Here is a 25,431-nt window from a genome sequence, read left to right as displayed (position 1 = left end):
CGGCCGTGTGATGGCGGGCGTACCTGTTCCCCGGCGCCGCTCGCGACTATTTTTGCTTGGCGGCGCAGCAAAAATCGGCATTGTGAGCCCCATGACCGAGCAAAATGACACCCAACAATCCAAGGCCGGCGCGATCATCGTCCCGGTGACACTGTTCGAGCAGAACTGCACCATCATCTGGGACGAGCCCGGCAAGAAGGCCGTGGTGATCGACCCCGGCGGCGACGTGCCGAAGATCCTTGAGGCGATCAAGCAGACCGGCGTCACCGTCGAGAAAATCTGGCTGACCCATGGCCATATCGACCATGTCGGCGGCGCGGCCGAGTTACGCGATGCGCTGAAGGTGCCGATCGAGGGCCCGCATGCCGCGGACAAATTTCTGCTCGACAACGTGGTCGAGAGCGGAGCGCGCTTCGGCATGACGGGGGTGCGCAATTTCGAGCCGGACCGCTGGCTCGACGAAGGCGACAACGTATCGATCGGCGGATTGACGTTCGACATTTTCCATTGCCCGGGCCATTCACCCGGCAGCGTGGTGTTCTTCAACGGGAATCTGCGCTTTGCCCATGTCGGCGACGTCCTGTTCGCCGGCTCGGTCGGGCGCACCGACCTGCCCGGCGGCAGTCACGCCACGCTGATCAACTCGATCATGACAAAACTGCTGCCGCTCGGCGACGACGTCGGCTTCATCTGCGGTCACGGCGCCGGCTCGAGCATCGGCCAGGAGCGAATGACCAATCCGTTCATCACCGGCGAGATGTAGGCCTTATTGCTTGCGCATGATCTGATCGGAAAACCGCTTCACACCTGACGTGACGGCAACGCCGATCGAGATGGTCGATCACACGGGGTAGATTGGTCGAGATCGACGCGAGGGCGTCGCCACAAACCCAGCTGTCGTCCCGGACAAGCGTAAGCCCAGATCCGGGACCCATAACCACAGGAAGCCGTGGTTACGGGGACTCGGAGTTGCGACTTCGCGCCCAACTTTGTCCTGTGGTTATGGGTCCCGGATCGGCGCGCGCTTCAGGCGCGCCTGTCCGGGACGACAGTTGGGGTCGGGCCTACTTCATCAGGCCCGCAGCGGTCAGCGCGCGCGTGATGATCTGGCCGAGATCGAAGCCGCGGGATTCCTCGCGCTTCGGCTCGGCCTGTTCGTCGGCGACCGCGGCGCGGATCGAGCGGGCGAGATGCGGAGCGGGTGAGCGCGCGGGCGCTGGCTTTACCTCCGCCGTCTTCCTGGCCGCATCCGGAATCCATCCGGTCAGACCAAAGAACTTCGCGATGTGATAGGACGATGAAATGCCGGCCTCGATCAGGAACGCGCCTTCGAGGCCGTAGCGCTGGTCGTTATCGGCGAGCCCCAGCGGGGTGCCGTGGGCCATGCCGGTGATGGCATAGGATTCGACCAGCGTCTCGCCGTCCTTATTCCACCAGGCCTGGCGCGGGTAGCCGTCGACATTGGTCTCGGCCATCGGCGTCATCGGCAGATCGTGCAAATCGAGCCACTGCTTGACGATCTCGTTGGCATTGCCGGGATTGACGGTGCGGTCGGCGCTGCCGTGCCACACCGAAATCTTCGGCCAGGGCCCGCGATGATTGGAAGCCCGCCGCACGAAATCGCCGAGCTCACGCTCGGGCCGCGCCGGGGAATGAAACATGCCGTCCAGCGCCTCGCGCAGATTCGACGCGATGCCGTAGGGAAGGCCTGCGATGATCGCGCCGGCAGAGAACACCTCCGGATAAGTCGCGAGCATCACCGAGGCCATGCCGCCGCCGGCGGACAGGCCGGTGATGAAGACGCGCCTGGGATCGATGCGGTGGGCCTGAACCATATGCGCGATCATCTCGCGGATCGATCGCGCCTCGCCGCTGTCCCGCGCGGTATCTTCGGGATTGAACCAGTTGAAGCAGGTGTTGCCGTTGTTGCTGCGCTGTTGCTCGGGCATCATCAGCGCAAAGCCATAGTGACGTGCGAGCGTCGACCAGCCGGCGCCGAGGTCGTAGCTCGCTGCCGTCTGGCCGCAGCCGTGCAGCACGACGACGAGCGCGCGCGGCTTCTGCAATTGCGCCGGCACGAACGCGAACATGCGAAGACTGCCGGGATTGTCGCCGAAGCCGGTGACTTCCTCCAACGGACTGGAGGCATCGGCGCTCGCGCCAAAGTCGGGCAAGCGCAGACCATCCATCCTTGGCAGATGTCTCAAGAGGTCGACATTACGGGCTAACGACACGGCAAATTCCTGGTGGGCGTCTTTCAACGTTTACCCAGACCAGATAGTTGCTGCAGTGCAAAAAGAAAAGACCGTGTGCTGTCGACATCAGGGAAACCACGCGGAATCCCGCAAAAATCCGCAGGAATCCGCACGTATTAACCGCAGTGCCTCAACTTCGTGCAGATGCGCGGCGCATCCACGTCAGGAATGCGGCGCAGATCATGATTAACGCCGCGAACAGCGCGAGTGAGGCAAGAAATCCTGCGCGCGCTGATTGCAACGCCTCGACCGCGAAGAACACCGCGCCGATTGCGGCCACTCCGGCCGCATTTCCGATCTGCGCAATGGTGCCGTACATGCCCGACGCCGCGCCGGCCGCGACGGGTTTGACTGTCGAGAGCACCGCGCCCGAGAGCGGCGCCATCACCAGCCCCTGGCCGTAGCCGAAGATGATCATGATGAGCGCGAGCGCGACCGGCGTCGGCGCGTCGATCAAGACTGCGAGAGCCGCGAGCGCGGCGAGGCCCGCGATCTGCAGTGCGCAGCCTTCGATCAGCACTTTGGTGCCGCGATGCCTTGCGCGCGCGCCGCTGTGGCGCGAGGCCGCCACGAAAGCGAGCGCGAGCGGAAGGAAGGCAAGGCCGGCGGCGAGCGGCGGAATCTTCAGGCCGCGCTGCATGAACAGCGTCATCACCAGATAGAACGAGAGATTGGCGACGAAGAAAAAGAGGGCCGCACCAAGCCCGCGCAGGAAGGCGGTGTCCGCCAGCAGCGTCAGATCAATCAGCGGCATGCCCGCGCGCGCAACAACGTGCTCGAGCTTGAGGAATCCTGCGAGGATCGCACCGCCGCCCAGCATCACCGCCCACAGCCACGGCGCCCAGCCGACATCGTGGCCAAACAGCAGCGGACCGATCAGGCACAGCAGCCCTGCGAACAGCACCAGGCTGCCCTTGATGTCGAGGCTGGTGCCGGCCCGACGCGGCGCCGACGGCATGATGCGCCATGCGGCCACGGCGATAACGAGGCCGCAGGGCACGTTGACGAAGAACACCGAGCGCCAGCCGGTATGCGCAGGGTCGATCGTCACCAGCAGGCCACCGAGCAAAAAGCCCGCGGCGCCGGCAAGCCCGAGCACGATGCCGTAGATGCCGAAGGCGCGGCTGCGCGACTCGTCCGTGAAGAGCAGATGCAGCGTGGCCAACACCTGCGGCACCATCAGCGCGGCGGTCGCGCCCTGCGCCAGCCGGGCGACGATCAGTTCCGTGCCTGAAAGCGCCAGACCGCACCACAGCGAGGTCACGGTGAATCCGAGCACGCCGGCCAGGAAGACGTTCTTCGTGCCATGGATGTCGCCGAGGCGGCCGCCGGTGACGACCAGGGTGGCATAGGCGATCAGATAGATCGCGATGACGGATTCGATCTGTGCCGGCGTCGCATGCAGGTCGACCGCAATGGTGGGAATCGCGACGTTCACGATGAAGGCGTCGACGCCGAACATGAACTGCGCGGCGACGACGATCGCCAGCACCCACCAGCGGCGGGTCGAATCGACAGGCTTCGTGACGGCTTGATGCATTTTCGCGCGAGCTTTCGGAGATTTATCTGCGCCCGATGCTCGCAGATCGGCGTCATCCCCGCGATTACCTCAGAGGTAGGACTTCGAGGTGCTCGAACACAGTCGCGGTAGCGACTCAACGCATGCCTGCATTCCGCTGCACGGGACATGGCGCGATTGCGTTCGCGGCATCGCCCACGTAGCCTCACGCCTACCTAACAAACAGAAAATGACAGCCGGAGAGAACGCCATGGCGCGCCTGAAATTCGGAGCCTTTCTTGCCCCGCATCACCCGATCGGCGAGCATCCGATGCTTCAGTTCCGGCGCGATCTCGACCTGGTCGAGCAGCTCGACGCGCTCGGCTATGACGAGTTCTGGTGCGGCGAGCATCACTCCTCCGGCTGGGAGATGATCGCCTCGCCCGAGATGTTTCTGGCCGCGGCGGGCGAACGTACCAAGCGGATCAAGCTCGGCACCGGCGTGGTGTCGCTGCCCTATCACCATCCCTTCAACGTGGCCCAGCGCATGGTGCAGCTCGACCACATGACCGGCGGCCGCGCCATCTTCGGCTCCGGCCCCGGCGCGCTGGCGTCGGACGCGCACACGCTCGGCATCGACCCGATGACGCAGCGCGACCGCCAGGACGAGGCGATCGCCGTGATCCGCCGGCTGTTCAACGGCGAGCGCGTCACCGCCAAGAGCGACTGGTTCACCATGAACGACGCCGCGCTGCAGATCCTGCCGCTGCAGGAGGAGATGCCGTTCGTGGTGGCCTCTCAGATCTCGCCGTCGGGCATGACGCTCGCCGGCAAATACGGCATCGGCATCATCTCGCTGGGCTCGATGACGACGCAGGGCCTGATGTCGCTGCAGCAGCAGTGGCAGTTCGCCGAGGACGCCGCCAGGAAGCACGGCACCACGGTCAACCGCGCCGACTGGCGCGTGCTCCTCACCTTCCACATCGCCGAAAGCCGCGAGCAGGCGCGCAGGGAAGCGGGCGCCGGCCTGATGCGCTGGCACAACGAGTACAATGTCGGCACGCTGCAGCGGCCGGGCCTCACCGCGTTCGCCTCGCCCGACGAGGCCGTGGACAAGACCGCCTTCGTCGAAGGCGCGGCGTCCACCATCGGCACCCCCGACGATCTCGTCAAAACCATCAAGAACGTGATGGAAGTGTCCGGCGGCGTCGGCGCCATCATCGGCTTCGTGCACGACTGGGCCAATCCGGACGCCACGCGCCGGAGCTGGGATATGGTGGCGCGCTATGTCGTGCCGGAGATCAACGGCTACATCGACGGCCTGCGCAGGTCGCAAAAATTCGTGATCGAGAACCGCGCAATTTTCGAGCGCGCCGGTCAGGCCGTGATGGCCAAGATCATGCAGAACGAGAAAGCCGCCGAGGCGCTGAAGGTGACCGGTCCCGGTCGCGTTGCCATTCCCGCCGTCAACGCGCCGGATCTGCAGAAGGAAGCGGCCAAGCGGTAGCTTTCGGCGTTACGCGCGCAACGACGTTCACAAGCAGGACATCCCGGCCTGTGCTATGCTGACCTGGTCAGCTCGGCGCGGGCCGTATGATTGCCGCGGTCGCGCGATTCCTGTCGGTCAACCGGAGCATTCGTCATGTCGATGCAGAATGTGGCCTCGCCTGCACTTGGGTACACCGCACCCAGGCGCAACGAGCTGACGCATATCCCCGGCGACGAAGGCTGGCCGATCGTCGGCATGACCTTCAAGGTGCTCGCCGACCCCAAGGGACATATCGAGCGGAACGGCGCCAAATACGGGCTCGTCTATCGCACCCACATTTTCGGCGAAACCAACATCGTGCTGCTCGGCCCGGAAGCGAACGAGCTGGTGCTGTTCGACCAGCAAAAGCTGTTTTCGTCGACCCATGGCTGGAGCAAGGTGCTCGGCCTGTTGTTTCCGCGCGGATTGATGCTGCTGGATTTCGACGAGCACCGGCTGCATCGCAAAGCGCTCTCGGTCGCCTTCAAGTCCGGGCCGATGAAGTCCTATCTCAGCGATCTCGACCGCGGCATTTCGGCACGGGTGGCGCAGTGGAAGGCAAATCCGGGCGAGATCCAGCTTTATCCGGCGATGAAGCAGCTCACGCTGGATCTGGCCGCGACGTCCTTTCTCGGCGCCGGCATCGGGCCCGAGGTCGACGAGATCAACCGCGCCTTCGTCGATATGGTCGCCGCTGCGGTCGCCCCGATCCGCCGTCCCCTGCCCGGCACGCAGATGGCGGCCGGCGTGAGGGGGCGCAAACGTATCATCGCCTATTTCCGCGAGCAGATCCCGCTGCGCCGCGGCAATCACGGCGGCGACGATCTGTTCTCGCAGCTCTGCCGCGCCACCCATGAGGACGGCGCGCTCCTGTCCGACCAGGACGTCATCGACCACATGAGCTTCCTGATGATGGCGGCGCACGACACGCTGACATCCTCGCTAACGTCCTTTATCGGCGAGCTCGCTGCCAATCCGGACTGGCAGAGCAGGCTGCGCGCGGAAGTTCTCGCGCTCGGGCTCTCTCCGGGGGCGCCGAGCAGCTTCGATGATCTCGAAAAGATGCCGTTGACGGAGATGGCCTTCAAGGAAGCGCTGCGGATCAAGCCGCCGGTGCCCTCGATGCCGCGCCGCGCGATGCGCGATTTCACCTTCAAGGGCTACACCATCCCCGCCGGCACCGCGGTCGGCGTCAATCCGCTCTTTACGCACCATATGAAGGACATCTGGCCGGAGCCGGATCGGTTCGATCCCTTGCGCTTCACCGAGGAAGCGCAGCGCAACCGTCACCGCTTCGCCTGGGTGCCGTTCGGCGGCGGCGCACATATGTGCCTGGGCCTGCACTTCGCCTACATGCAGGCGAAATGCTTTGCCCGGCACTTCCTGCAGAACATCGAGGTGTCGCTGGAGCCCGGCTACAAGCCGGACTGGCAGATGTGGCCGATCCCGAAGCCAAAGGATGGGTTAAGGGTACGGGTGAAGGCGGTTTAGCCACGGCCGTCGTTGCGAGCGAAGCGAAGCGATCCAGAATCTTTCCGCAGAGGGATTCTGGATTGCTTCGTTGCATCAGCGCAAAATTGCTACGCAATTTTGTCGCGAGCTCCTCGCAATGACGGAAACCCGGTCTCGTCGGGTGGGCAAAGCGTAAGCGTGCCCGCCATACCTCCCCACATTTGAACATCGATGGTGGGCACGGCGCGCGAAGAGAGCGCCTTTGCCCACCCTGCGAAGCGCCTGCATCTGCACTTCGACGGTCACATCCGTCTGGCACAAACGCAGGAAGCGCCGAGCTGCTTCGCCAGCGCCTCGCCTTCCGGTATACGGCGGCCCACGATCACAATTTTGGCACCTTCGGCAACGAAGACTTCCGCGGTACGCAATCCGATCCCGCTCGTCGCACCCGTGATCACCGCAACCTTGCCGTCGAGCCTGCCCATGGAATGTCCCTGTTTTCGAATGATTTGAAGCCAAATGGCGGACACCGATCGATGACGTCACGACGACAATCGGCGCCGCAACAATCACTATTCCTGCCGGCTCCCGACAAGCCAAGCTTTGCTTGCGCATGCGAGATGCGTAACATCATGTCCCGTCTCTCGATTTTCGGACTTCTATCGCAACCGGGCTGCGCATGGGGAAGCTGATCGCCGAATTCCGCAAGGGCTGGCAAGGCGTGGCACCGCCGTCGCTCGGCCTGAGCATTGCGTTCGCGGTGGCCTGCCTGCTGGTTGCGACCTTGGCACGCTGGGGCCTCGCGCATGTCCGACCCGACGTCTACTTCACCCCGTACTTTCCGGCCGTGTTCTTTGCCGCCGCCTTCGGAGGCATTCGGATCGGCGTGGTGACGGCGCTGGTCGGCGGCGTGCTCGGCGTCGTCGTGAATTTCGGCGATGCGTTTGCCGATCGCGCGCGGTTCGCCCTGCTGACACTCTATTGGGGCGTCTCCGCGCTGACCATCTGGGGCGTCGAGCACTATCGCACGATGCTGGCGGAGCAGCGCCGGATCTCCAGGCGCCTGATCGAGGAGGAGGACTATCGCAAGATCCTGGTCGACGAGCTCCAGCACCGGCTGAAGAACAAGCTGTCGACGGTGCACGCCGTGCTGCACCAGGTGCTGCACGACCAGCCGCAGGTCTGGGCCCGGATCGACCCGCGGCTGCGGTCGCTAGCCGCGACCGACGACCTGATCTCGCGGATCGACAAGGCCGGCTGCGACATCCGCGACCTCCTGATTTCCGAGCTCGGCCCTTACGGCCACGTCCGCTTCACGCTCAACGGCGACCGGCTGTTCCTGGCGCCGAAGCTTGCGGTGACGCTGTCACTGATGTTTCACGAACTCGCCACCAACGCCGGAAAATACGGCGCGTTCTCCTCACCACGCGGATTGCTGCAGGTGTCATGGACCGTCAGTGACGATCGCCTGACCGTCACGTGGGACGAAACCGGGGGTCCAAGCATCGACAAAATCTCGGAGCCCGGCTTCGGCACCAACCTCTTGAAGTCGGCGCTCTCCGCCTTCGACGGCAAGACCGAGGTCTCGTATTTGAAGACCGGGCTGCATTGCATCATGCAATGTCGCATTCCCAAGAACGAGTGATGAGGATCACCTCTCCCTACGGCAGAGGTGTCGACGACGGCTTGCATCTGTCCAAACGAAAGAGAACAGCGCGCGACCCTCGCGCTTTCGCAAGCGCCATTGACTTTCTGTTAATGACGATCGGCGGCGCACCTCGCAACGCCACAGGTTTCTCCCAAAACACCCCAGTATTTCTGCGGACCCCTTAACCAAACCTAAGAGGGAACTGCGCATGATCGCGTCCATTGCAAACGCGCGCTGAAACAACAAGATTCATGACTTCTATGAACGACAATGCATATAACGGCGCGAGTGAAGCCGAGCTCGGATTTCTCAAGGAAATCGTTAGAATGCTGCCTGCCGGCCTGACCGTGCAGGACGCGCAAGGCAAGCTTCTCCTGGTTAACGATGTCGCGGCCGCCCAGCTCGGCATGGACGGCAGTCGTCCGTCGCCTGATCTCGCACAGCGCCGCGCGGCCTGCGAGCGCGCACTGAGGGCCGGGCAGCCGGTCACCTCCGAAGAAGCGCTCCAGGACGGCGCCGCGCGCCAGGTGCTGCTGACCACCCATCGGCCGGTCCAGCTCGCCGGCCGCGAGCTCTTGATCTCGTCCTCCGCCGACATCACCGAGCAGAAGAATTTCGAGGACCAGCTGTTTCGCTCGGCCTATTTCGACGAGCTGACCGGCCTGCCCTCGCGCCGCGTGATCGAGCATCGTGCCAACAGCCTGCTCGCGCAGGATCGCGCCGGTGAGCGCTTCGCCCTGGCCTTCCTCGACGTCGACAATTTCAAGCACATCAACGACTATTACGGTCACGCCGTTGGCGACGCGCTGCTGGTCGAGCTGTCGAAGCGGCTCGGCCGCGACTTGCGCGAATCCGACGTGCTGTCGCGCATCTCGGGCGACGAATTCCTGCTGCTGCTCTCGCCGATCCAGAGCCAGGACGAAGTCGCCGAATTCCTGAACGCGACATTGGAGCGGCTGACCGCGCCGTTCTTTATCGACAATTCGGAAGTGTTCGTCTCCACCTCCGTCGGCGTCAGCCTCCATCCCGATCATGGCCGCAGCTTCGAAACCCTGCGCCAGAACGCGGACATCGCGATGTACCGCATCAAGAACAACGGCAAGGGATCCGCCGCCTTCTTCGATGCCGGCATGGAGCGCGAGGCCCTGGCGCGGATGAAGATCGAGCAGTCGCTGCGGCTCGCCATTCTCGAAAAGCGCTTCTGCTGCGCGTTCCAGTCCAAGGTCGACATCCGCACGCAAGCGGTGATGGGTATCGAGGCCCTGGTGCGCCTGCGCGACGACGAGGGCGTGATCCAGGCGCCGGGCTCATTCATTAATCTGGCGACCGAGCTCGGGCTGATCGACGAGCTGACTCATCTCGTGCTGGCCGAGATCGTCAAGTCGATCGACCTGATCAACGACATGTTTGGCGCGGAAGCGACCATCAGCATCAACGTCGCCGCCAAGCAGGCCGGTAATCCCGAGTTCATGCGCACCTTCGCGCAGGCGCTGGACGACACCGGTTTTCCCCAACGCTTCATGATCGAGGTGACCGAAGACGCCTTCGTCGCCAAGAGCCATTTCCAGTCCGAAATCCTGCCGATGTTCCGCAAGCTTGGGGTCGGCATCTCCATCGACGATTTCGGCACCGGCTATTCATCGCTGTCGGCGCTGGCCGACATCACCGCCGACGAGATCAAGATCGACCGCTCCTTCATCACCGACATCCATAAGCGCCCGCGCAGCCAGGGCATTCTGCGCGCGATCGAGTCCTTAAGCGAAGCGCTCGGCATGACGGTGATCGCCGAAGGCCTCGAATCCTACGAGGAGCTCGCCTATCTCCAGGCCGCGACCAAGATCCGCTATGCGCAGGGCTATTATTTCGCCCGCCCGATCTTCCTGGAGGAGCTGAAGCTCGCCACGCCCGTCTCGAGCGAATCCCGCGCCAGCGTCTCCGCCCGCCCGATGCAGCAAAACCGCCAGGGCTATTCGCGGGCGGGCGGGTATCGGCGGTAAAGCCTCGCGCCTTGTGCCACACGAGCCCATCGCAGGCTCCGCCGGAAGGTGGAATTGCAATGTTTGCACATGTGTGCAAATCGCTGTGATCAAGGCAGTTCATTCAGGGAGGACCACCGTGCGTCGATCGCTCATTCTTACAGCAGCCATCATGGGCTTGGCCGCGGCCACCTCCGCACGCGCGGACGACCTCAAGGTCGCGCTGATCTACGGCAAGACCGGCCCACTGGAAGCCTATGCCAAGCAGACCGAGACCGGCCTGCAAATGGGCTTCGAATACGCCACCAAGGGCACCATGATGATCGACGGCCGCAAGATCGTCATCATCACCAAGGATGACCAGGGCAAGCCCGACCTGTCCAAGGCCGCGCTCGCGGAAGCGTACCAGGACGACAAGGCAGACATCGCGATCGGCACGACCTCGTCGGCGGCCGCGCTCGCCATTCTCCCCGTCGCCGAAGAGAACAAGAAGATTTTGATCGTCGAGCCGGCGGTCGCGGACCAGATTACCGGCGAGAAGTGGAATCGCTATATCTTCCGCACGGGGCGCAATTCGTCGCAAGACGCGATCTCGAACGCGGTCGCGATCGGCAAGCAGGGCGTCACCGTCGCCACGCTGGCGCAGGACAACGCCTTCGGCCGCGACGGCGTCGCCGCCTTCAGGGCAGCGCTGGCCAAGACCGGCGCGACACTCGCGACCGAGGAATATGCACCGGCCAACACGACCGACTTCACCGCCATCGCGCAGCGTCTGTTCGACGCGCTGAAGGACAAGCCGGGCCGCAAGATCATCTGGATCATCTGGGCAGGCGCCGGCAATCCGCCCTCCAAACTCCAGGACATGGATCCGAAGCGTTACGGCATCGAGCTCTCGACCGGTGGCAACATCCTGCCGGCGCTTGCGGCCTATAAGGGCATGCCGGGCATGGAAGGCGCGACCTATTACTACTACGACATCCCGAAGAACCCGGTGAACGACTGGCTCGTCGCCGAGCACCAGAAGCGTTTCAACGCGCCGCCGGACTTCTTCACCGCGGGCGGCTTTGCAGCCGCGATGTCCGTCGTCGCCGCCGTCACCAAGGCGAAGTCGACCGACACCGAGAAGCTGATCACCGCGATGGAAGGCCTGGAGTTCGACACGCCGAAAGGCAAGATGGTGTTCCGCAAGGAAGACCATCAGGCGCTACAGAGCATGTATCACTTCAAGGTCAAGGTCGATCCGAACCTCGCCTGGGCCGTGCTCGAGCCGGTGCGCGAGCTGAAGATCGAGGACATGGACGTTCCCGTTAAGAACAAGCGGTAGGTGCTTCTTCACCTCTCCGGCTTGCGGGAGAGGCCGGGAGAGGGCTCTCTCCTCTTGGGGGTTCTCTTGGGGGTTCTCGTCTGCGGAAACACCCTCTCCCCAACCCTCCCCCGCAAGCGGGGGAGGGGGCGCAGCGTGATCGCGGATATATTTTCATTTCATCATTCGCCGGGCTCCCATGACGCTCACCCTCGAGACCCGCGACCTCACCATCCGCTTCGGCGGCCATGTCGCAGTCAACGACGTCACCTGCACGTTCCGCCCGGGCGAGCTCACCGCCATCGTGGGGCCGAACGGCGCCGGCAAGACCACTTATTTCAACCTGATCTCGGGCCAGCTGCGTGCGTCCAGCGGCAGCATCCTGTTCGACGGCTCCGACATCACAGAGCATTCCGCGCCTCTGCGGACCCGTGCGGGTCTCGGACGCGCATTCCAGCTCACCAATCTATTCCCGAACTTGTCAGTGGAAGAAAACGTCCGCCTCGCGGTGCAGGCGGCCAGCGGCACCCATTACGACATGCTGCGGCCCTGGATGGTCCGCCGCGATTTGATCGCGCGCGCCGATGCCATCCTCGACCAGGTCGCGCTCGGCAATCGCCGCGGCGTCACCGCAACCGCGCTGTCGCATGGCGACCAGCGCAAGCTCGAGGTCGCGCTGATGATTGCGCTGGAGCCGAAGGTGTTCATGTTCGACGAGCCGACCGCCGGCATGAGCATCGACGAGGTCCCGGTCGTGCTGAACCTCATTGCACAGCTCAAGCAGGACAAGAGCAAGATCATCCTGCTGGTCGAGCACAAGATGGACGTGGTGCGCTCGCTCGCCGACCGCATCATCGTGCTGCATAACGGCCAGCTCGTCGCCGACGGCCCGCCAGCCGAGGTGATCGCCTCGCCGATCGTGCAGGAGGCCTATCTCGGCGTCGCCCCCGGGAAAGCTACCGAGGGTGCGGCATGACCGATCTCTTGAAGCTCTCCGGCGTTCACACCCATATCGGCCGCTATCACATTCTCCAGGGCATCGACCTCGCCGTGCCGCAGGGAGAGGTCACGATGCTGCTCGGCCGCAACGGCGCCGGCAAGACCACCACGCTGCGCACCATCATGGGTCTGTGGCAGGCCTCCAGCGGCGAGATCAGCCTCGCCGGCGAGCGTATCGAAAGCCGCGCCACGCCCGACATCGCCCGGCTCGGCGTCGGCTATGTGCCCGAGAGCATGGCGGTGTTCTCCGACCTCACCGTGAAAGAGAATCTCGTCCTCGCCGCCCGCGACGGGCCGATGGACGACACCCAGCTCGAGTGGATCTTTGGCTTCTTCCCGGCGCTGCGAAGGTTCTGGTTGTCGCGCGCCGGCAGCCTCTCGGGCGGGCAGAAGCAGATGCTGTCGATCGCACGTGCGATCGTCGAGCCCCGCAAGCTCCTGCTGATCGATGAGCCGACCAAGGGGCTGGCGCCCGCCATCGTCATGGCGCTGATCGAGTGCCTGAAGGAGATCAAGCGCCAGGGCGCGACCATTCTCCTCGTCGAGCAGAACTTCTTTGCCGCCCGCGAGCTCGGCGACACCGTGCTGGTGATGGACAACGGCGCCATCGTCCACCGCGGCGAGATGGCGGCCTTGGCCGCCGACGTGCCGCTGCAGGAGCGGCTGCTCGGCCTGAGCCTGGAGGCGCATCAGTGACTGAACTCGCTGCAACCGATCCGCTGCCGAAGCCGAAGCGCGATATCGCGCCGATCCTGCTGCCGATCGCGCTCGCGCTTGTCGCGATCCCCCTGATCGGCTCGCCCTCGACCTGGCTGACGCTGACCGCGGCGAGCCTTGCCATGGGCATGATGATCTTCATCATGGCCTCGGGGTTGACGCTGGTGTTCGGCCTGATGGACGTGCTGAATTTCGGCCACGGCGCCTTCATCGCGGTCGGCGCCTATGTCGCTACGCTGGTGTTCGCGCCGTTTGCGGCCTCCGTGCAGGCGGACTCGCTGTGGGTCAACCTCGCGGTGCTGGCGCCCGCAGCGCTGCTGTCGATGGCGGTCTCAGGCACGCTCGGCCTGGTCGTCGAGCGCGTGCTGATCCTTCCTGTGTACGGCCAGCATCTGAAGCAGATCCTGATGACGACCGGCGGTCTCATCGTCGCAGAGCAGACGCTCTACGCGCTATGGGGGCCGCAGATCATCCCGATGCCGCTGCCGACTTCGCTGCGCGGCTCGTTCATCCTCGGCGACGTCGCGATCGCCAAATATCGCGTGCTGGCGATGCTGATCGGGCTTGCCGTCTTCGTCGCGATCCAGCTCGTGCTCAACCGCACCAAGCTCGGCCTGCTGATCCGCGCCGGCGTCGAGAACCGCGAGATGGTCGAGGCGCTCGGTTACCGCATCCGCCGGCTGTTCCTCGGCGTGTTCATGACGGGCTCGGCGCTGGCCGGCCTCGGCGGCGTGATGTGGGCGCTCTATCGCGAGCAGGTCCACGCCTCCATGAGCGACGAGCTCACCGTCCTGATTTTCGTCGTCGTCATCATCGGCGGACTTGGCTCGATCGGCGGCTGCTTCATCGGCGCGATCCTGGTGGCAATGGTCGCCAATTACGGCGGCTTCCTGGTGCCTAAACTCGCCCTCGTCTCCAACATCCTGCTGATGGTTGCCATTCTGATGTGGCGGCCGCGCGGCCTCTATGCGGTGACCAGCCGATGATGATCCTGTCGGGCGATCCGCCGCGGAGCCGCGCGCTCACGCTTGTTCTCCTCGTCATCATCCTGGCGCTGGCGGCAACGCCGTTCCTGTTCCCCGGTGCGAAAGCGCTGAACGTCGCAGCCAAGATCTGCGTGTTCGCCGCGCTGGTGGCGTCCTACGATTTGCTGCTCGGCTATACCGGCTCGGTGTCGTTCGCGCACACGATGTTCTATGGCATCGGCAGTTACGCGATCGCGATCGCGCTGTATGGCATGGGCCCGAACTGGGCCGCGGTCGCCACCGGCATCGTCGTCGGCCTGCCGCTCGCCGCGCTGCTCGCACTCGCCATCGGTCTGTTCTCGCTGCGGGTCGCCGCGATCTTCTTTGCCATGATCACGCTCGCCGTCGCCTCCGCCTTCCAGGTGCTGGCCTCGCAGCTGTCCTGGCTCACCGGCGGCGAGGACGGACGCAGCTTCCAGCTGCCGGAGCTGCTCCGCCCCGGCACGGTGCTGGTCTCCAAAAGCCTGTTCGGCTTCGAGATCAACGGCCGCATCCTGACCTTCTACCTGGTGTTCGCAGTCTCGGCCCTGATGATCCTCGCGCTGCTGCGCGTGGTGAACTCGCCGTTCGGGCGCGTGCTCCAGGCGATCCGCGAGAACCGTTTTCGCGCCGAGGCGCTCGGCTTCCGCACCGTGTTCCATCTCACTTATGCCAACTGCCTTGCGGCGCTCGTCGCCGCCAGCGCCGGCATCCTGAACGGGCTGTGGCTGCGCTATGCAGGGCCGGACACCTCGCTGAGCTTCTCCATCATGCTCGACATTCTCTTGATGGTGGTGATCGGCGGCATGGGCACGATCTACGGCGCGATCATCGGCGCCACCATCTTCATCCTCGCGCAGAACTATCTGCAATCGCTGATGGGTGTCGCCTCCAAGGCGGCAAGCGAAGCCGGCCTGCCGCTGCTGCCGGGACTGCTGCATCCGGATCGCTGGCTGCTCTGGCTCGGTCTGCTGTTCATTGCCAGCGTCTATTTCTTCCCGACCGGCGTGGTCGGGCGACTGCGCAATGGCGGCGGCGACAAGAGCGCGGACGCCTCGCATTAAGCTTCGATTAACGATACAGCGCAGCGCGCTGTGGGAGCCACCTACAACCGTGGCGCGACGTCACGCGATTCCCGTGTCGGTGGATATCCGTATTAATCCGCAACCGGTTTAAGCCATGGGTAACCGGCTTTCCTAAGCATTGCGCCATCTGTCCGTAGTATTTCTCTTCCCCCAGGGGAGTGGGATGCGCCGGGTTTTTCGACAGATGGCAGCTGCGATGTTTCTGGCCGCGAAGAGCGGCTGGGACGCTGCCATGCGGCGCGGACCCGTGCTGTGGCTGACTCTCTCGGGCGCGTTGTTGGTCGCCGGCATCTTCGCGGTGACCGCGATGGCCGTCGGCGAGTTTCGGGAGAAGACGCTTACCAACCGCGAGCGCGAGCTGGAAAACACCGTGCAGCTGATCGCACGGCATTTCGACCAGCAGTTTGAAGATTCCGACGTCGTCGCGGCCGACGTGATCGGGCAGATGCGCCTGCCGGAGATCACATCGCCGCAAATGTTCCGCGAGCGCATGTCGGGGCCTGAGGCCCACCGGATGCTCAGGGGCAAGATCGGCGCGGTCTCCTATCTCGGCGACATCGCGATCTATGATGCCGACGGCGAGCTGATCAGCTGGTCGCGAGCCCAGCCGCTCCCCAAGATCAACGTGTCTTCGCGCGCCTACTTCCAGACCTTCAAATCGAATCCGATGTCGGAGCCGGTGCTGCTGGAATCGGTGCGCAGCTTCCTGATCGGCAAATGGACCACGATCGTGGCGCGCCGGCTCGCTCTGCCGGACGGCACTTTCGTCGGCGCGCTGGTCCGGCGGATCGATCCCGACAGCTATCAACGTTATTTCGCCTCGGTCGCGCTCGCCGACGGCGCCGCCATCGCGCTGTTCGACCGCGAAGGCGTGATGCTGGCGCGCTATCCGCATGTCGAATCGATGATCGGGACCAGCTACAAGAGCGCGCCGCTGATGCAGAAGGTGCTGACCCGCAGCGGTCAGCACACGCTTCGCGTCAAGAGCCCGGTCGACGGCGAGGAGAAGCTCGGTTCGGCTGCGTCGCTGACGCATTTCCCGCTGGTCATCGTGGCCACCAATACCATGTCGTCCGCGCTTGCCGACTGGCGGCAGCAGACCGGCTTCATGGTCACCACCGCGACGCTTTCGGCGGCCGTGATCGCGCTGATCCTCTTCATGATCGTCCGCCAGATCAACCGGCAGAACCGCGAGGCCCAGCAGCGGCTGGAGGCGGAGCGACTACGGCTCGACACCGCCCTCAACAATATGTCCCAGGGGCTTATCCTCTACGACGCCGCCGGATACATCGTCACCTGCAATCGCCGCTATGCCGACATGTTCGGCCTCTCCCACGAGATCATCAAGCCGGGCTGTCACATCACCGAAGCGATGTCCCATCGCAAGGAGCGCAACGCGTTCAGCGGCGACGTCGATGCGTTTTGCGCCGAGGTCATCAGGGACGTCGCCGAAGGCAAGGTCGCCACGAAAACGCATCAATTGCCCAACGGCCGCGCCTTCCAGGTCATCAATACACCGCTGGCGCAGGGCGGATGGGTCGCCACGATCGAGGAGATCACCGAGCGGCTCAACCTGGAGCAGGAGCGCGACCGCAACTACACGTTCCTCCGCGAGATTATCGATCACATCCCGTCGCAGATCACGGTGAAGGACGCGCGGACACGGCAATATCTGCTGATCAACCGCACCGCCGCAGAGCAATTCGGCCAGTCGCGCGAAGCCATCGTCGGCAAGACCCCCTTCGACATCTACCCGGATGAGACCGCCAGGGTCGTCACCGAGGACGACAGCAAGGCGCTGCAGACGACCGAGGGATTGTCCAAGGACGAACATGCCTGGACAAGCCAGACCATGGGTCTGCGCTACATCACCTCGACCCGGATCGGCATCCGCGACTCCTCCGGCGAGCCGCGCTACCTCATCAACGTCGTCGAGGATGTCACCGAGCGGCGGCGCGCCCATGACAAGATCGCGCATATGGCGCATTACGACGCGCTGACCGACCTGCCGAACCGCACGCTATTCCGCGAGCAGATCGAGCGCGAGCTGGAGAAGGCCGCCGGCGGCGAACAGTTCGCGCTGCTCTATATCGACGTCGACGAGTTCAAAGGCATCAACGATTCACTCGGCCATCATGTCGGCGACGAGCTGTTGAAGGCGATCGCCGGGCGCATCCGCGCCTGCCTCAAGCCGGGCGATCTGATCGCGCGGCTCGGCGGCGACGAGTTTGCCGTGATCCAGACCGGGATCGAATCGTCCGCCGACGTGCTGTCGTTCGTGACGCGGATCCATGAAGCAATCCGCCGCCCCTATCACTGCTTCGGCCACCAGCTCTCCACCGACGCCAGCATCGGCATCGCGCTGGCGCCGCAGGACGGCGCCGATCTCGACCAGCTCATCAAGAACGCCGACCTCGCAATGTACGGCGCCAAGGCGGAAGGGCGGCGCACCTACCGCTTCTTTGTGCCGGAGATGGATGCGAGCGCCAAGGCCCGCCTCACCCTGGAGCAGGATCTGCGCCAGGCGTTGATCGACGGTGGCTTCGAGATCCATTACCAGCCGCTGGTCAATCTGGACTCGGGCGAGGTTTCCGGCTGCGAGGCGCTGCTGCGCTGGCGCCATCCCGAGCGCGGCATGGTCTCGCCGGCCGAATTCATTCCGATCGCCGAGGATACCGGCCTGATCAACGAGATCGGCGACTGGGTGCTGCGCACGGCCTGCAACGAGGCCGCGACCTGGCCCGCCCATGTGCGCGTCGCGGTCAACGTCTCGCCGGTGCAGCTCAAATGCGACACGCTGGCGCTGCGGATCGCGGGGGCGCTCGCCGCCTCCGGGCTCGAGCCGCGGCGGCTCGAGCTCGAGATCACCGAGGCCGTGCTGATCCGCGACGACGAGGCAGCGCTCTCGATCCTGCACCAGCTTCGCTCGATCGGCGTGCGCATCGCGCTCGACGATTTCGGTACCGGCTATTCCTCGCTGAGCTATCTGAAGCGCTTCCCGTTCGACAAGATCAAGATCGACCGCTGCTTCGTCGCCGACATCGCCGACGCCGTCGGGTCACCCGTGATCGTGCAGGCAGTGGTGAACATCGCCTCCGCCAGCAACATGACCACGGTCGCCGAAGGCGTCGAGACCGAGGCCCAGCGCGAGATGCTGCGCGCGCTCGGCTGCACGGAGATGCAGGGCTATCTGTTCAGCAGGCCGAAGCCGGCGGCCGAAGTGCGCGAACTGTTCGGCCCGGGCGACGCCATGCCCGTGGCGGCGGTGGCCTGAGATGGCGAAGTCACCCAAGACCGTCGACGTGGCGGATTCCTACGCGGTCCGGCTGATGCAGCACCTGGTGGTGCCGACCTTCGTGATCGATCCGAAGCGCCGTGTCGTGATCTGGAACAGGGCGTGCGAGCGGCTGACCGGCGTTGCCGCCTCCGAGGTGATCGGCACCACGAAGCACTGGCAGGCCTTCTACGAGACCAAGCGCCCCTGCCTCGCCGATCTGGTCGCGCTCGACCGGCCCGAACAGCTGCCGGAGTTCTATTCGGAATATGCCGCGCGCGGCCACAACGGACTCGGCTTCAGCGCGGAGAACTGGTGCGTGATGCCGAAGCTCGGCAGCCAGCTCTACCTCGCAATCGACGCCGGTCCCATCCATGACGAGGCCGGCAATCTGATCGCCGTGGTGGAGACGCTGCGCGACCTCACCGACCAGAAGCGCGCGGAGATGGCGCTAAAGGAGCTCGCCACCAAGGATGGGCTGACCGGGCTGTCGAACCGCCGCTCGTTCGATCAGGTGCTGATGACCGAATGGGAACGCGCGCAGCGGACGCAGAAGCCGTTGGCGCTGCTGTTCGTCGACGTCGATCATTTCAAGCTGTTCAACGACGAGCACGGCCACCAGTCCGGCGACGAATGCCTGCGCGAGGTCGCGCGGGTCGTCAGCCGCCACGCGGTGCGCCCGCTCGACCTCGCCAGCCGCTATGGCGGCGAGGAATTCGCATTGATCCTGCCCGACATGAGTTGCGACGATGCCTGCGCCATCGCCGAGGAGATCCGCGGCGCCGTCATGGCGTTGCGGATCGCCCATGGCGCCGATGGGGCCGGCAACCACGTCACCCTCAGTGTCGGCGTCGCCAGTCACATCCCCGGCGAGGCCGACGGCGCCCCCGACCGGCTGCTGGGGGCGGCCGACCAGGCGCTCTATGCCGCCAAGCGGCTCGGCCGCAACCGTGTCGTCTGCTCCGAGCGGATCCTGGCCGAATTCGCAGGCCTCGGCCGGGACAATGTGCCGGTCAGTGGTCCGGTTCCTGGCCTCGCCCCGCGCAAATCGGCCTGAAGCGCGACGACTGCGAAAACAACCCCATGCACAGTAGACGGCGGCTGTTGAATCAATGGCTTAGCATGAGCGAAAATCCATCCGACGGTAGCCCGGCTGGAACGCAGCGAAATCGGGGATTTCCCCCCGCGCCGATAGACTACCTGGAATGCGCGTCGCTCGATCCGGGCCCCGGACTTCGGAAAATCCGTTGACGCGTCGGGCAAAACACCGGCATGATGGCATCATCGCAATCCAAGGGACCGGTTGCCCGCCCCTCGCCAATCGGCTACATGAGGCCTCGCTGCACCCGTAGCTCAGCTGGATAGAGCGTTGCCCTCCGAAGGCAAAGGTCACACGTTCGAATCGTGTCGGGTGCGCCATTTCGGTACAAAACTGGGCACTTCAAACGCAGCCGTTTTTGCGCTTGATGCGGCGACGAGCGTGCGCAGGAGTACGCTTTTCGATCCCATGATGCGAACTTCCTTCGCGTCCACTTCCACTCGCTGGGCCAGCACGCGCACGTGATCGCGGCGGTAGCCGCCGGTCTCGTTCCGCATGCGCCTGCGGGCCTGGCCGGCGAAGGTTTTGAGCGCCCGCGGTGTAATGCTCGGCCCGGCCCGATCCAGCGCGCCCTCGGCCCGCTCTGCGTCTGCGCGGGCCTGGTCGCGGACGGCTTTGAGTTCCGTCACACGCTCCTTGAGCATCGGATCGGACACGTCGGCGATGCCGTTTTCGATGGCGTCGTAGAGCCGCTTGAGTTTGGCTTCTGCTTCGGCCGCACGCTTGCGCAATTCGGCGATATGCGCCGTTCGGCGCTTCGCGCGCTCCTTGCGGCGGTCGAGCACGCGCGCCAGGATTTGTTCGAGACGTTTTGGGTGCAAGAGTCGTTGTTCGATGTGCTCAGCGACAACGCTGTCGAGCTTTTCCATCGGGATCGTTCGGCCCTTGCAGCCGGTCTCACCCTGCCGCGCCTTGGTGCAGCAAGTGTAATACCTGTACCTGCCGCTCTTTCCGGTTCTCAGTGTCATTGCCCCGCCGCAGGCAGCGCAAAAGCAGATGCCGGTAAGGAGTGTCGGTCCGCTGACGATGCGCGGCGCTGTCATTGCGGGGCTGCGCGTCTTGAGTAGCGTCTGCACGACCTCGTACTCGGCCGCCTCGATGATCGGCGGCACCGCCATTTCGACCACCTCAGCCTCCGCTTTGCGCTCGCGGGTCTTCCAATGTTTCGTGTTTAAGCGGTGGCGGCCGATATACGTCGTTCGCGTCAGTACCTTGTGCACGGTATCAACGCCCCAGCGTCCGCCATCGCGCGTTCGGATGCCGGATTCGTTCAGATGCTTGGCAATCGATTTGACGCCCATCGACCCGGATGAGCCGTTTCCCTCGCGCGCCAGACGGAAGATCAGCCGCACGGTCTCGGCCTGGATGGGATCGATCTCCAGTGCCTTCTTGGTGCGGTGGTCGCGTTGCTCGGCCGCTTCCACGATGCGGTAGCCGATCGGCGGCAGCGCGCCATTACAGAAGCCTTGCCGCGCGTTCTCCTTCATCGCCCGTAGTGTATGCTTGGCATTCTCCTTGGACTGGTATTCGTCGAACAGCGCCATGATCTGGCGGATCATGTTGCTCATCGGATCGTCGCCGAGCTCCTGCGTGATTGAGACAAGACGCACGCCGTTCTTGGCCAGCCGGCGGACATAAAACTCAAGCTGGAACTGGTCGCGGAAGAAGCGGCTGAAGCTGTGGACCAGGATCACATCGAACGCCGGCGGCTTGGGCGTCGCGGCGTCGATCATGCGCTGGAACTCCGGCCGCCGATCATCGGTCGCCGAGGCGCCGGGCTCGACGTATTCGGCGACGATCTCCCAGCCGCGCGATGCGCAGTAGGCTTTCGCCTGGCGGCGCTGATCCGGGATGGAGAGATCGTTGTCGGCCTGCCGCCCTGTCGAGACCCGCAAGTACAGCGCCGCGCGAACCGCCGCCGCCATGGTGATATCCCCCTTCAGCAGTCTCCAAACAATTCGTCGAACAGATCGCCGAACCACGCTTCGAACACGCTAATCTCGGCTTCGGCCACCGGCTCATCCTTCGGCCAGTCATCGGTCACCGTCCATGTCACCGGAGTGCGCTTCGCTCGTCGCCGGCCAGAACGCGCAGGCGCCACTGCATAGTCGTAGAGATCGTCGCATTGCGCGTTGGTCGACACGCGCCGCTGCGATTCTTGAGAGCGAGCCATGGCGCTATTGTGGCAAGCCTGGTCTATCCACTGAACGGCCGAAGTGCGCGCCACATCACGCTACAGTGCTCTGACCTCGCGCTTCGTCTGCCGCCTGAGCGCAATCGCGCAGAGCAAGCCATGATCGCATGGCAGCAAAGAGCCGGACCATCGGAGCGCCGTCAAGGCCGAAAGCCGGCGGAGCCGGTCGCGCGAAGCGCGAGCCTTGACGGTGCACCGTTGGTCCGGCAGCGGCCTCCCATGCGATCATGGCCGGACATCATGCCGAGCACGCGCGGCAAACCGCTACGCTGCGATGGGTGGCGCTCGGGATATTGATTCCAAACGTCATTTCCGTTGAAGCGGCACTGGGGCGTTTTGCACGGTGCCGCTACAGTGCCATTTAAAACAATGTGCAAACAGACACTTACGACCCCCGACGGCCCGGAGCGACACCGTCGCTTTTATCTTGCCGTCCCAATTGGTCGAGATCTGCGACCCATCAATCCTAATGACAAGCACGCGGCTCTCGGTCGGAAATGTCGGGTATTGCCGATAGCGATGAGAAGGCGGACTTGGCAATATCGACGCTAATGTCCCCAAGGCGGGCGGTACCCGTCAGCTTTCCGGTACGCCGGCCCTGCGCAGACCGGTTAGCAGGCGATCGAGATATCGTTCGTCGAACACCACGTAGTCACGCCGCGCCTGAGCAATGGAAAATCGAGGGTGGTGCTTCTCCAGCTCGACGCGCGCCTGCTCGGCGTTGGCGCGATCGCCGAGATGACCTAGCGACGACGTAATGAGCATCCGTGGCACCCAAGTATCAAAAGTCTGGATAGCCTGACGGGCGAACTCGATGGCTTTGGCGTACTCACCGAGGTAGAAATGGCCGGCTGCAAGAACGACGAGATATTGCCGTGCGCTTGGCGCGAAGGGGCTCAGACGGATCGCCTGTTCGGCCTCCGCGATGCCCTCAAGACATCGGCCGGAGTGAATCAGCAGCCGACCCAGGATCGCATGGGCATGGGCAAAGCTTGGACTAAGGGCGAGCGCCCGTTTCACCGCGTCGATCGCGGAATCCGGCTGACGCATGAAGCTCAGCGCCCAGGCGAGCGCAAGATGCGACAGGGGGTCGCGATCATCGAGGGCTACGGCGCGGCGTGCCCGGTCGAAAATCTCCCTTGAATCGTGAACAGCAAAGCAAAAGAACAGGTCCTCTGTCTGGCTCCAGGCGATCGCCGCATGGGCTGGTGCGAAGTTGGGGTCGAGGCTCAACGATCTTTCGAGCAACTGGCGGGCTTCGACGTTGCCCTCCCGGGTGCGCTTGGCAATCAGCGCCATTCCACGATGGAAGAGCTCCCAGGCACCAAGATTCTCCGGTGGCGACGCCTTGGTCCGCTCATACTCGGCGCGGCCGAGCTCGGGCTCGATCTGCCCAACGATCCCTAAGGCGATCTCATCCTGGACAGCGAATATATCGCCCAGCTTGCGGTCGAAGCGCTCCGTCCAGATATGGTTCCCAGTGAGGCCGTCGAGGAGTTGAGCCGAAACTCTGACGCGCCCTTCGGCGTTGCGCACGCTGCCTTCCACCACATAGCGCACACCGAGCGTCGCGGCGATCTCACGCAAATCCGGCGGCGCTTGCTTGTATCGCTGTGTCGCGTTGCGCGCGATCACGAAGAACTGATGGATGCGGCTGAGCGCCGCCGTGATGTCCTCGGTGATTCCGTCGGCGAAGAAATCCTGGCCGGGGTCGTTCGACATGTTGACGAAAGGCAGGACCGCAATCGAGGGCCTGTCTGGCGGCGCGAGGCCGACAATCGGCGTCTCCCGCGCCAGGTCCGATGACGCAATGCTGTCCAATTGCCCCCGTACCTCGCCGACGAACCGCACACCCTTGCGCGCGACCGTCCGGATCAGGCGTTGCTGATCGCCGTCGTCGCCGATTGCGCGGCGTGCCGCATTGATGCGGCTGATGAGCGTCGATTCGGACACGATCCGTCCGTTCCAGACGGCATTGAGGAGGTCATCCTTGCTAACGACGCGACCACGGTTCTCAATTAGATAGACCAACAGATCGAAGACCTGAGGCTGCACCGGCACGGCAGCCAGTCCACGGCGGAGCTCCCGACGCTCCGTGTCCAGGACGCACTGATCGAAGTGAAGGCGCACGCTGCCGCTCTCTAACTTGCCGCTCCGATTGGTATGTCAACGGAATGAGCATGAAAAATCAATAGCGTCTCCATGCGGACCTCTGCCGGATTGCCTAGGCTTGCTCTCACCCGAATCCGCAAAGGTGCAGCCATGAACCAGCAGGTCCAGCCGAACACTATCACGCCCGTCGCCGCGGTGACGCCGGATGCCATCATGCAGCTTGGTTTTGCATTTTGGGGTTCGAAAACGCTGTTGAGCGCAATAGAGCTCGGCCTCTTCACATTGCTGGCCGACGGGCCGATGAGCGCCGAGGCGTTGACCACGCAGCTCAAGTTGCATCCGCGCAGCGTCCGCGATTTCCTCGATGCGCTGGTCGCGCTCGGCCAACTCGAGCGCCACGACGCGCTCTATTCCAATACGCCGGCGGGCGCGGTGTTTCTCGATCGCCGCAAGCCGACCTATGTGGGCGGCATGCTCGAAATGGCAAACGCGCGGCTCTATCCATTCTGGGGCTCGCTGACTGAGGGGCTGCGGACCGGCGAGCCGCAGAACGAGGCAAAGCAGGGCCGCGACCTATTCGATGAGATTTACCGGAGCCCGGCGATCCTCGCCGACTTCCTCAAGGCGATGACGGGACTGAGCCTTGGCGCTGCACACGCGATCGTGGACAAATTCCCCTGGGCCGACCACAAGACTTTCGCCGATATCGGTACCGCACAGGGCGGCCTTGCGGTCGAACTCACCCGCGCGCGCACCCATCTCAAGGGCATCGGATTCGATCTCCCAGTGGTGAAACCGCATTTCGAGGCCTACGCGGCGCAGCACGGGCTCTCGTCGCGGCTCTCGTTCCAGGCAGGCGACTTCTTCGCCGACCCGATGCCCTCGGCCGACGTGCTGATCATGGGGCACATCCTGCATGACTGGAGCCTTGAGAAAAAGCGAATGCTGATCCGGAACGCCTACCAGGCGCTTCCTTACGGTGGCGCGCTCATCGTCTACGATCCGATCATCGATGACGAGCGCAGGAAGAATGCGTTCGGGCTCCTGATGAGCCTGAACATGCTGATCGAAACCCGCGAAGGCTTCGATTTCACCGGAGCCGATTGCATCGGTTGGCTCAAGGAGGCGGGCTTTGTCGAAACGCGCGTCGAGCCGCTGGTTGGCCCAGATTCGATGGTGATTGGCATCAAGTGAAACGCGACCGAGTTTTTCGCCGCTCTCGGCCTATCACGCCATTCCCGGGATTGATCTAAAGGGTCGCTTTCGACGGGCAACCGGAAATCGGGA

General features: G+C 64.1%; 18 protein-coding genes, 1 tRNA gene and 1 pseudogene. 14 read left to right on the top strand and 6 right to left on the bottom strand.

Translation table 11 applies throughout. The features are described 5' to 3' along the window. The first annotated feature begins 91 nt into the window (after positions 1-91). On the top strand, positions 92-763 hold the full coding sequence (locus tag ABIC09_RS34550; protein WP_354085158.1) for an MBL fold metallo-hydrolase: 672 nt from the start codon (positions 92-94) through the stop codon (positions 761-763). 301 nt (positions 764-1,064) lie between these two features. Here the strand turns inward: ABIC09_RS34550 and ABIC09_RS34545 are convergent, their stop codons facing one another. After that, the gene (locus ABIC09_RS34545) at positions 1,065-2,234 is read right to left on the bottom strand and encodes an extracellular catalytic domain type 1 short-chain-length polyhydroxyalkanoate depolymerase (RefSeq protein WP_354112049.1); all 1,170 of its coding nucleotides are present in this window, start codon (positions 2,232-2,234) and stop codon (positions 1,065-1,067) included. A 151-nt stretch (positions 2,235-2,385) separates the two neighbouring features. Further along, positions 2,386-3,795, bottom strand: coding sequence for an MFS transporter (locus tag ABIC09_RS34540; protein ID WP_354112048.1), 1,410 nt, complete (start codon positions 3,793-3,795; stop codon positions 2,386-2,388). Between the two features lie 229 nt (positions 3,796-4,024). Here ABIC09_RS34540 and ABIC09_RS34535 point away from each other — a divergent pair, with 229 nt between their 5' ends. Beyond that, on the top strand, positions 4,025-5,260 hold the full coding sequence (locus ABIC09_RS34535; RefSeq protein WP_354112047.1) for an LLM class flavin-dependent oxidoreductase: 1,236 nt from the start codon (positions 4,025-4,027) through the stop codon (positions 5,258-5,260). A gap of 135 nt (positions 5,261-5,395) precedes the next feature. Beyond that, positions 5,396-6,772: a cytochrome P450 gene (locus ABIC09_RS34530; RefSeq protein ID WP_148754291.1), complete on the top strand. Its 1,377-nt coding sequence runs from the start codon at positions 5,396-5,398 to the stop codon at positions 6,770-6,772. 237 nt (positions 6,773-7,009) lie between these two features. On the opposite strand, the pseudogene ABIC09_RS34525 reads toward ABIC09_RS34530, so the two are convergent. Continuing rightward, positions 7,010-7,218, bottom strand: a pseudogene (locus tag ABIC09_RS34525) (SDR family NAD(P)-dependent oxidoreductase); the annotation flags it as partial. Positions 7,219-7,412: 194 nt separating this feature from the next. Here ABIC09_RS34525 and ABIC09_RS34520 point away from each other — a divergent pair. From ABIC09_RS34520 to ABIC09_RS34475, 10 genes are all read left to right on the top strand, one after another. Further along, entirely contained in the window at positions 7,413-8,378 is a 966-nt protein-coding gene (locus ABIC09_RS34520) for a sensor histidine kinase (protein ID WP_148754290.1), read from the top strand. A gap of 263 nt (positions 8,379-8,641) precedes the next feature. After that, entirely contained in the window at positions 8,642-10,378 is a 1,737-nt protein-coding gene (locus tag ABIC09_RS34515) for a putative bifunctional diguanylate cyclase/phosphodiesterase (RefSeq protein ID WP_354112046.1), read from the top strand. Between the two features lie 118 nt (positions 10,379-10,496). Then, positions 10,497-11,681 carry a substrate-binding domain-containing protein gene (locus ABIC09_RS34510; RefSeq protein ID WP_354085153.1) on the top strand — a complete coding sequence of 395 codons (1,185 nt, stop codon included), beginning with the start codon at positions 10,497-10,499 and terminating at the stop codon, positions 11,679-11,681. A 178-nt stretch (positions 11,682-11,859) separates the two neighbouring features. Then, the gene (locus ABIC09_RS34505; protein ID WP_354112045.1) at positions 11,860-12,636 is read left to right on the top strand and encodes an ABC transporter ATP-binding protein; all 777 of its coding nucleotides are present in this window, start codon (positions 11,860-11,862) and stop codon (positions 12,634-12,636) included. After that, complete coding sequence (locus tag ABIC09_RS34500) at positions 12,633-13,355, top strand: ABC transporter ATP-binding protein (protein ID WP_354112044.1); 723 nt, start codon at positions 12,633-12,635, stop codon at positions 13,353-13,355. The genes ABIC09_RS34505 and ABIC09_RS34500 overlap by 4 nt, the downstream gene beginning before the upstream one ends. Next, positions 13,352-14,362, top strand: coding sequence for a branched-chain amino acid ABC transporter permease (locus tag ABIC09_RS34495; RefSeq protein ID WP_354112043.1), 1,011 nt, complete (start codon positions 13,352-13,354; stop codon positions 14,360-14,362). Before ABIC09_RS34500 ends, ABIC09_RS34495 begins: the two co-directional genes overlap by 4 nt. Further along, positions 14,359-15,444: a branched-chain amino acid ABC transporter permease gene (locus ABIC09_RS34490; protein ID WP_354112042.1), complete on the top strand. Its 1,086-nt coding sequence runs from the start codon at positions 14,359-14,361 to the stop codon at positions 15,442-15,444. Before ABIC09_RS34495 ends, ABIC09_RS34490 begins: the two co-directional genes overlap by 4 nt. 205 nt (positions 15,445-15,649) lie before the next feature. Continuing rightward, entirely contained in the window at positions 15,650-18,739 is a 3,090-nt protein-coding gene (locus tag ABIC09_RS34485; protein WP_502916371.1) for a bifunctional diguanylate cyclase/phosphodiesterase, read from the top strand. Between the two features lies 1 nt (position 18,740). Beyond that, a complete protein-coding gene (locus ABIC09_RS34480) occupies positions 18,741-19,796 on the top strand; it encodes a sensor domain-containing diguanylate cyclase (protein ID WP_354112041.1) in 1,056 nt (351 codons plus the stop codon). 285 nt (positions 19,797-20,081) lie between these two features. Then, positions 20,082-20,158: transfer RNA gene (locus tag ABIC09_RS34475), tRNA-Arg, on the top strand. Here ABIC09_RS34475 and ABIC09_RS34470 read toward each other — a convergent pair. From ABIC09_RS34470 to ABIC09_RS34460, 3 genes are all read right to left on the bottom strand, one after another. Next, positions 20,129-21,763: a recombinase family protein gene (locus tag ABIC09_RS34470; protein WP_354112040.1), complete on the bottom strand. Its 1,635-nt coding sequence runs from the start codon at positions 21,761-21,763 to the stop codon at positions 20,129-20,131. The genes ABIC09_RS34475 and ABIC09_RS34470 overlap by 30 nt on opposite strands. A gap of 14 nt (positions 21,764-21,777) precedes the next feature. Continuing rightward, complete coding sequence (locus ABIC09_RS34465; RefSeq protein ID WP_354112039.1) at positions 21,778-21,981, bottom strand: hypothetical protein; 204 nt, start codon at positions 21,979-21,981, stop codon at positions 21,778-21,780. A gap of 627 nt (positions 21,982-22,608) precedes the next feature. Continuing rightward, the gene (locus ABIC09_RS34460; RefSeq protein ID WP_354112038.1) at positions 22,609-24,093 is read right to left on the bottom strand and encodes a winged helix-turn-helix domain-containing tetratricopeptide repeat protein; all 1,485 of its coding nucleotides are present in this window, start codon (positions 24,091-24,093) and stop codon (positions 22,609-22,611) included. Between the two features lie 201 nt (positions 24,094-24,294). Between ABIC09_RS34460 and ABIC09_RS34455 the strand changes: the two genes are divergently transcribed. Further along, entirely contained in the window at positions 24,295-25,338 is a 1,044-nt protein-coding gene (locus tag ABIC09_RS34455; protein ID WP_354112037.1) for a methyltransferase, read from the top strand. Positions 25,339-25,431: the final 93 nt, after the last annotated feature.

The organism is Bradyrhizobium sp. S3.12.5 (genome assembly GCF_040548225.1).
Lineage (GTDB): Bacteria > Pseudomonadota > Alphaproteobacteria > Rhizobiales > Xanthobacteraceae > Bradyrhizobium > Bradyrhizobium cytisi.
The sequence above is the reverse complement of the archived record's forward strand: the minus strand, read 5'-3'. Positions and strand labels throughout refer to the sequence as shown.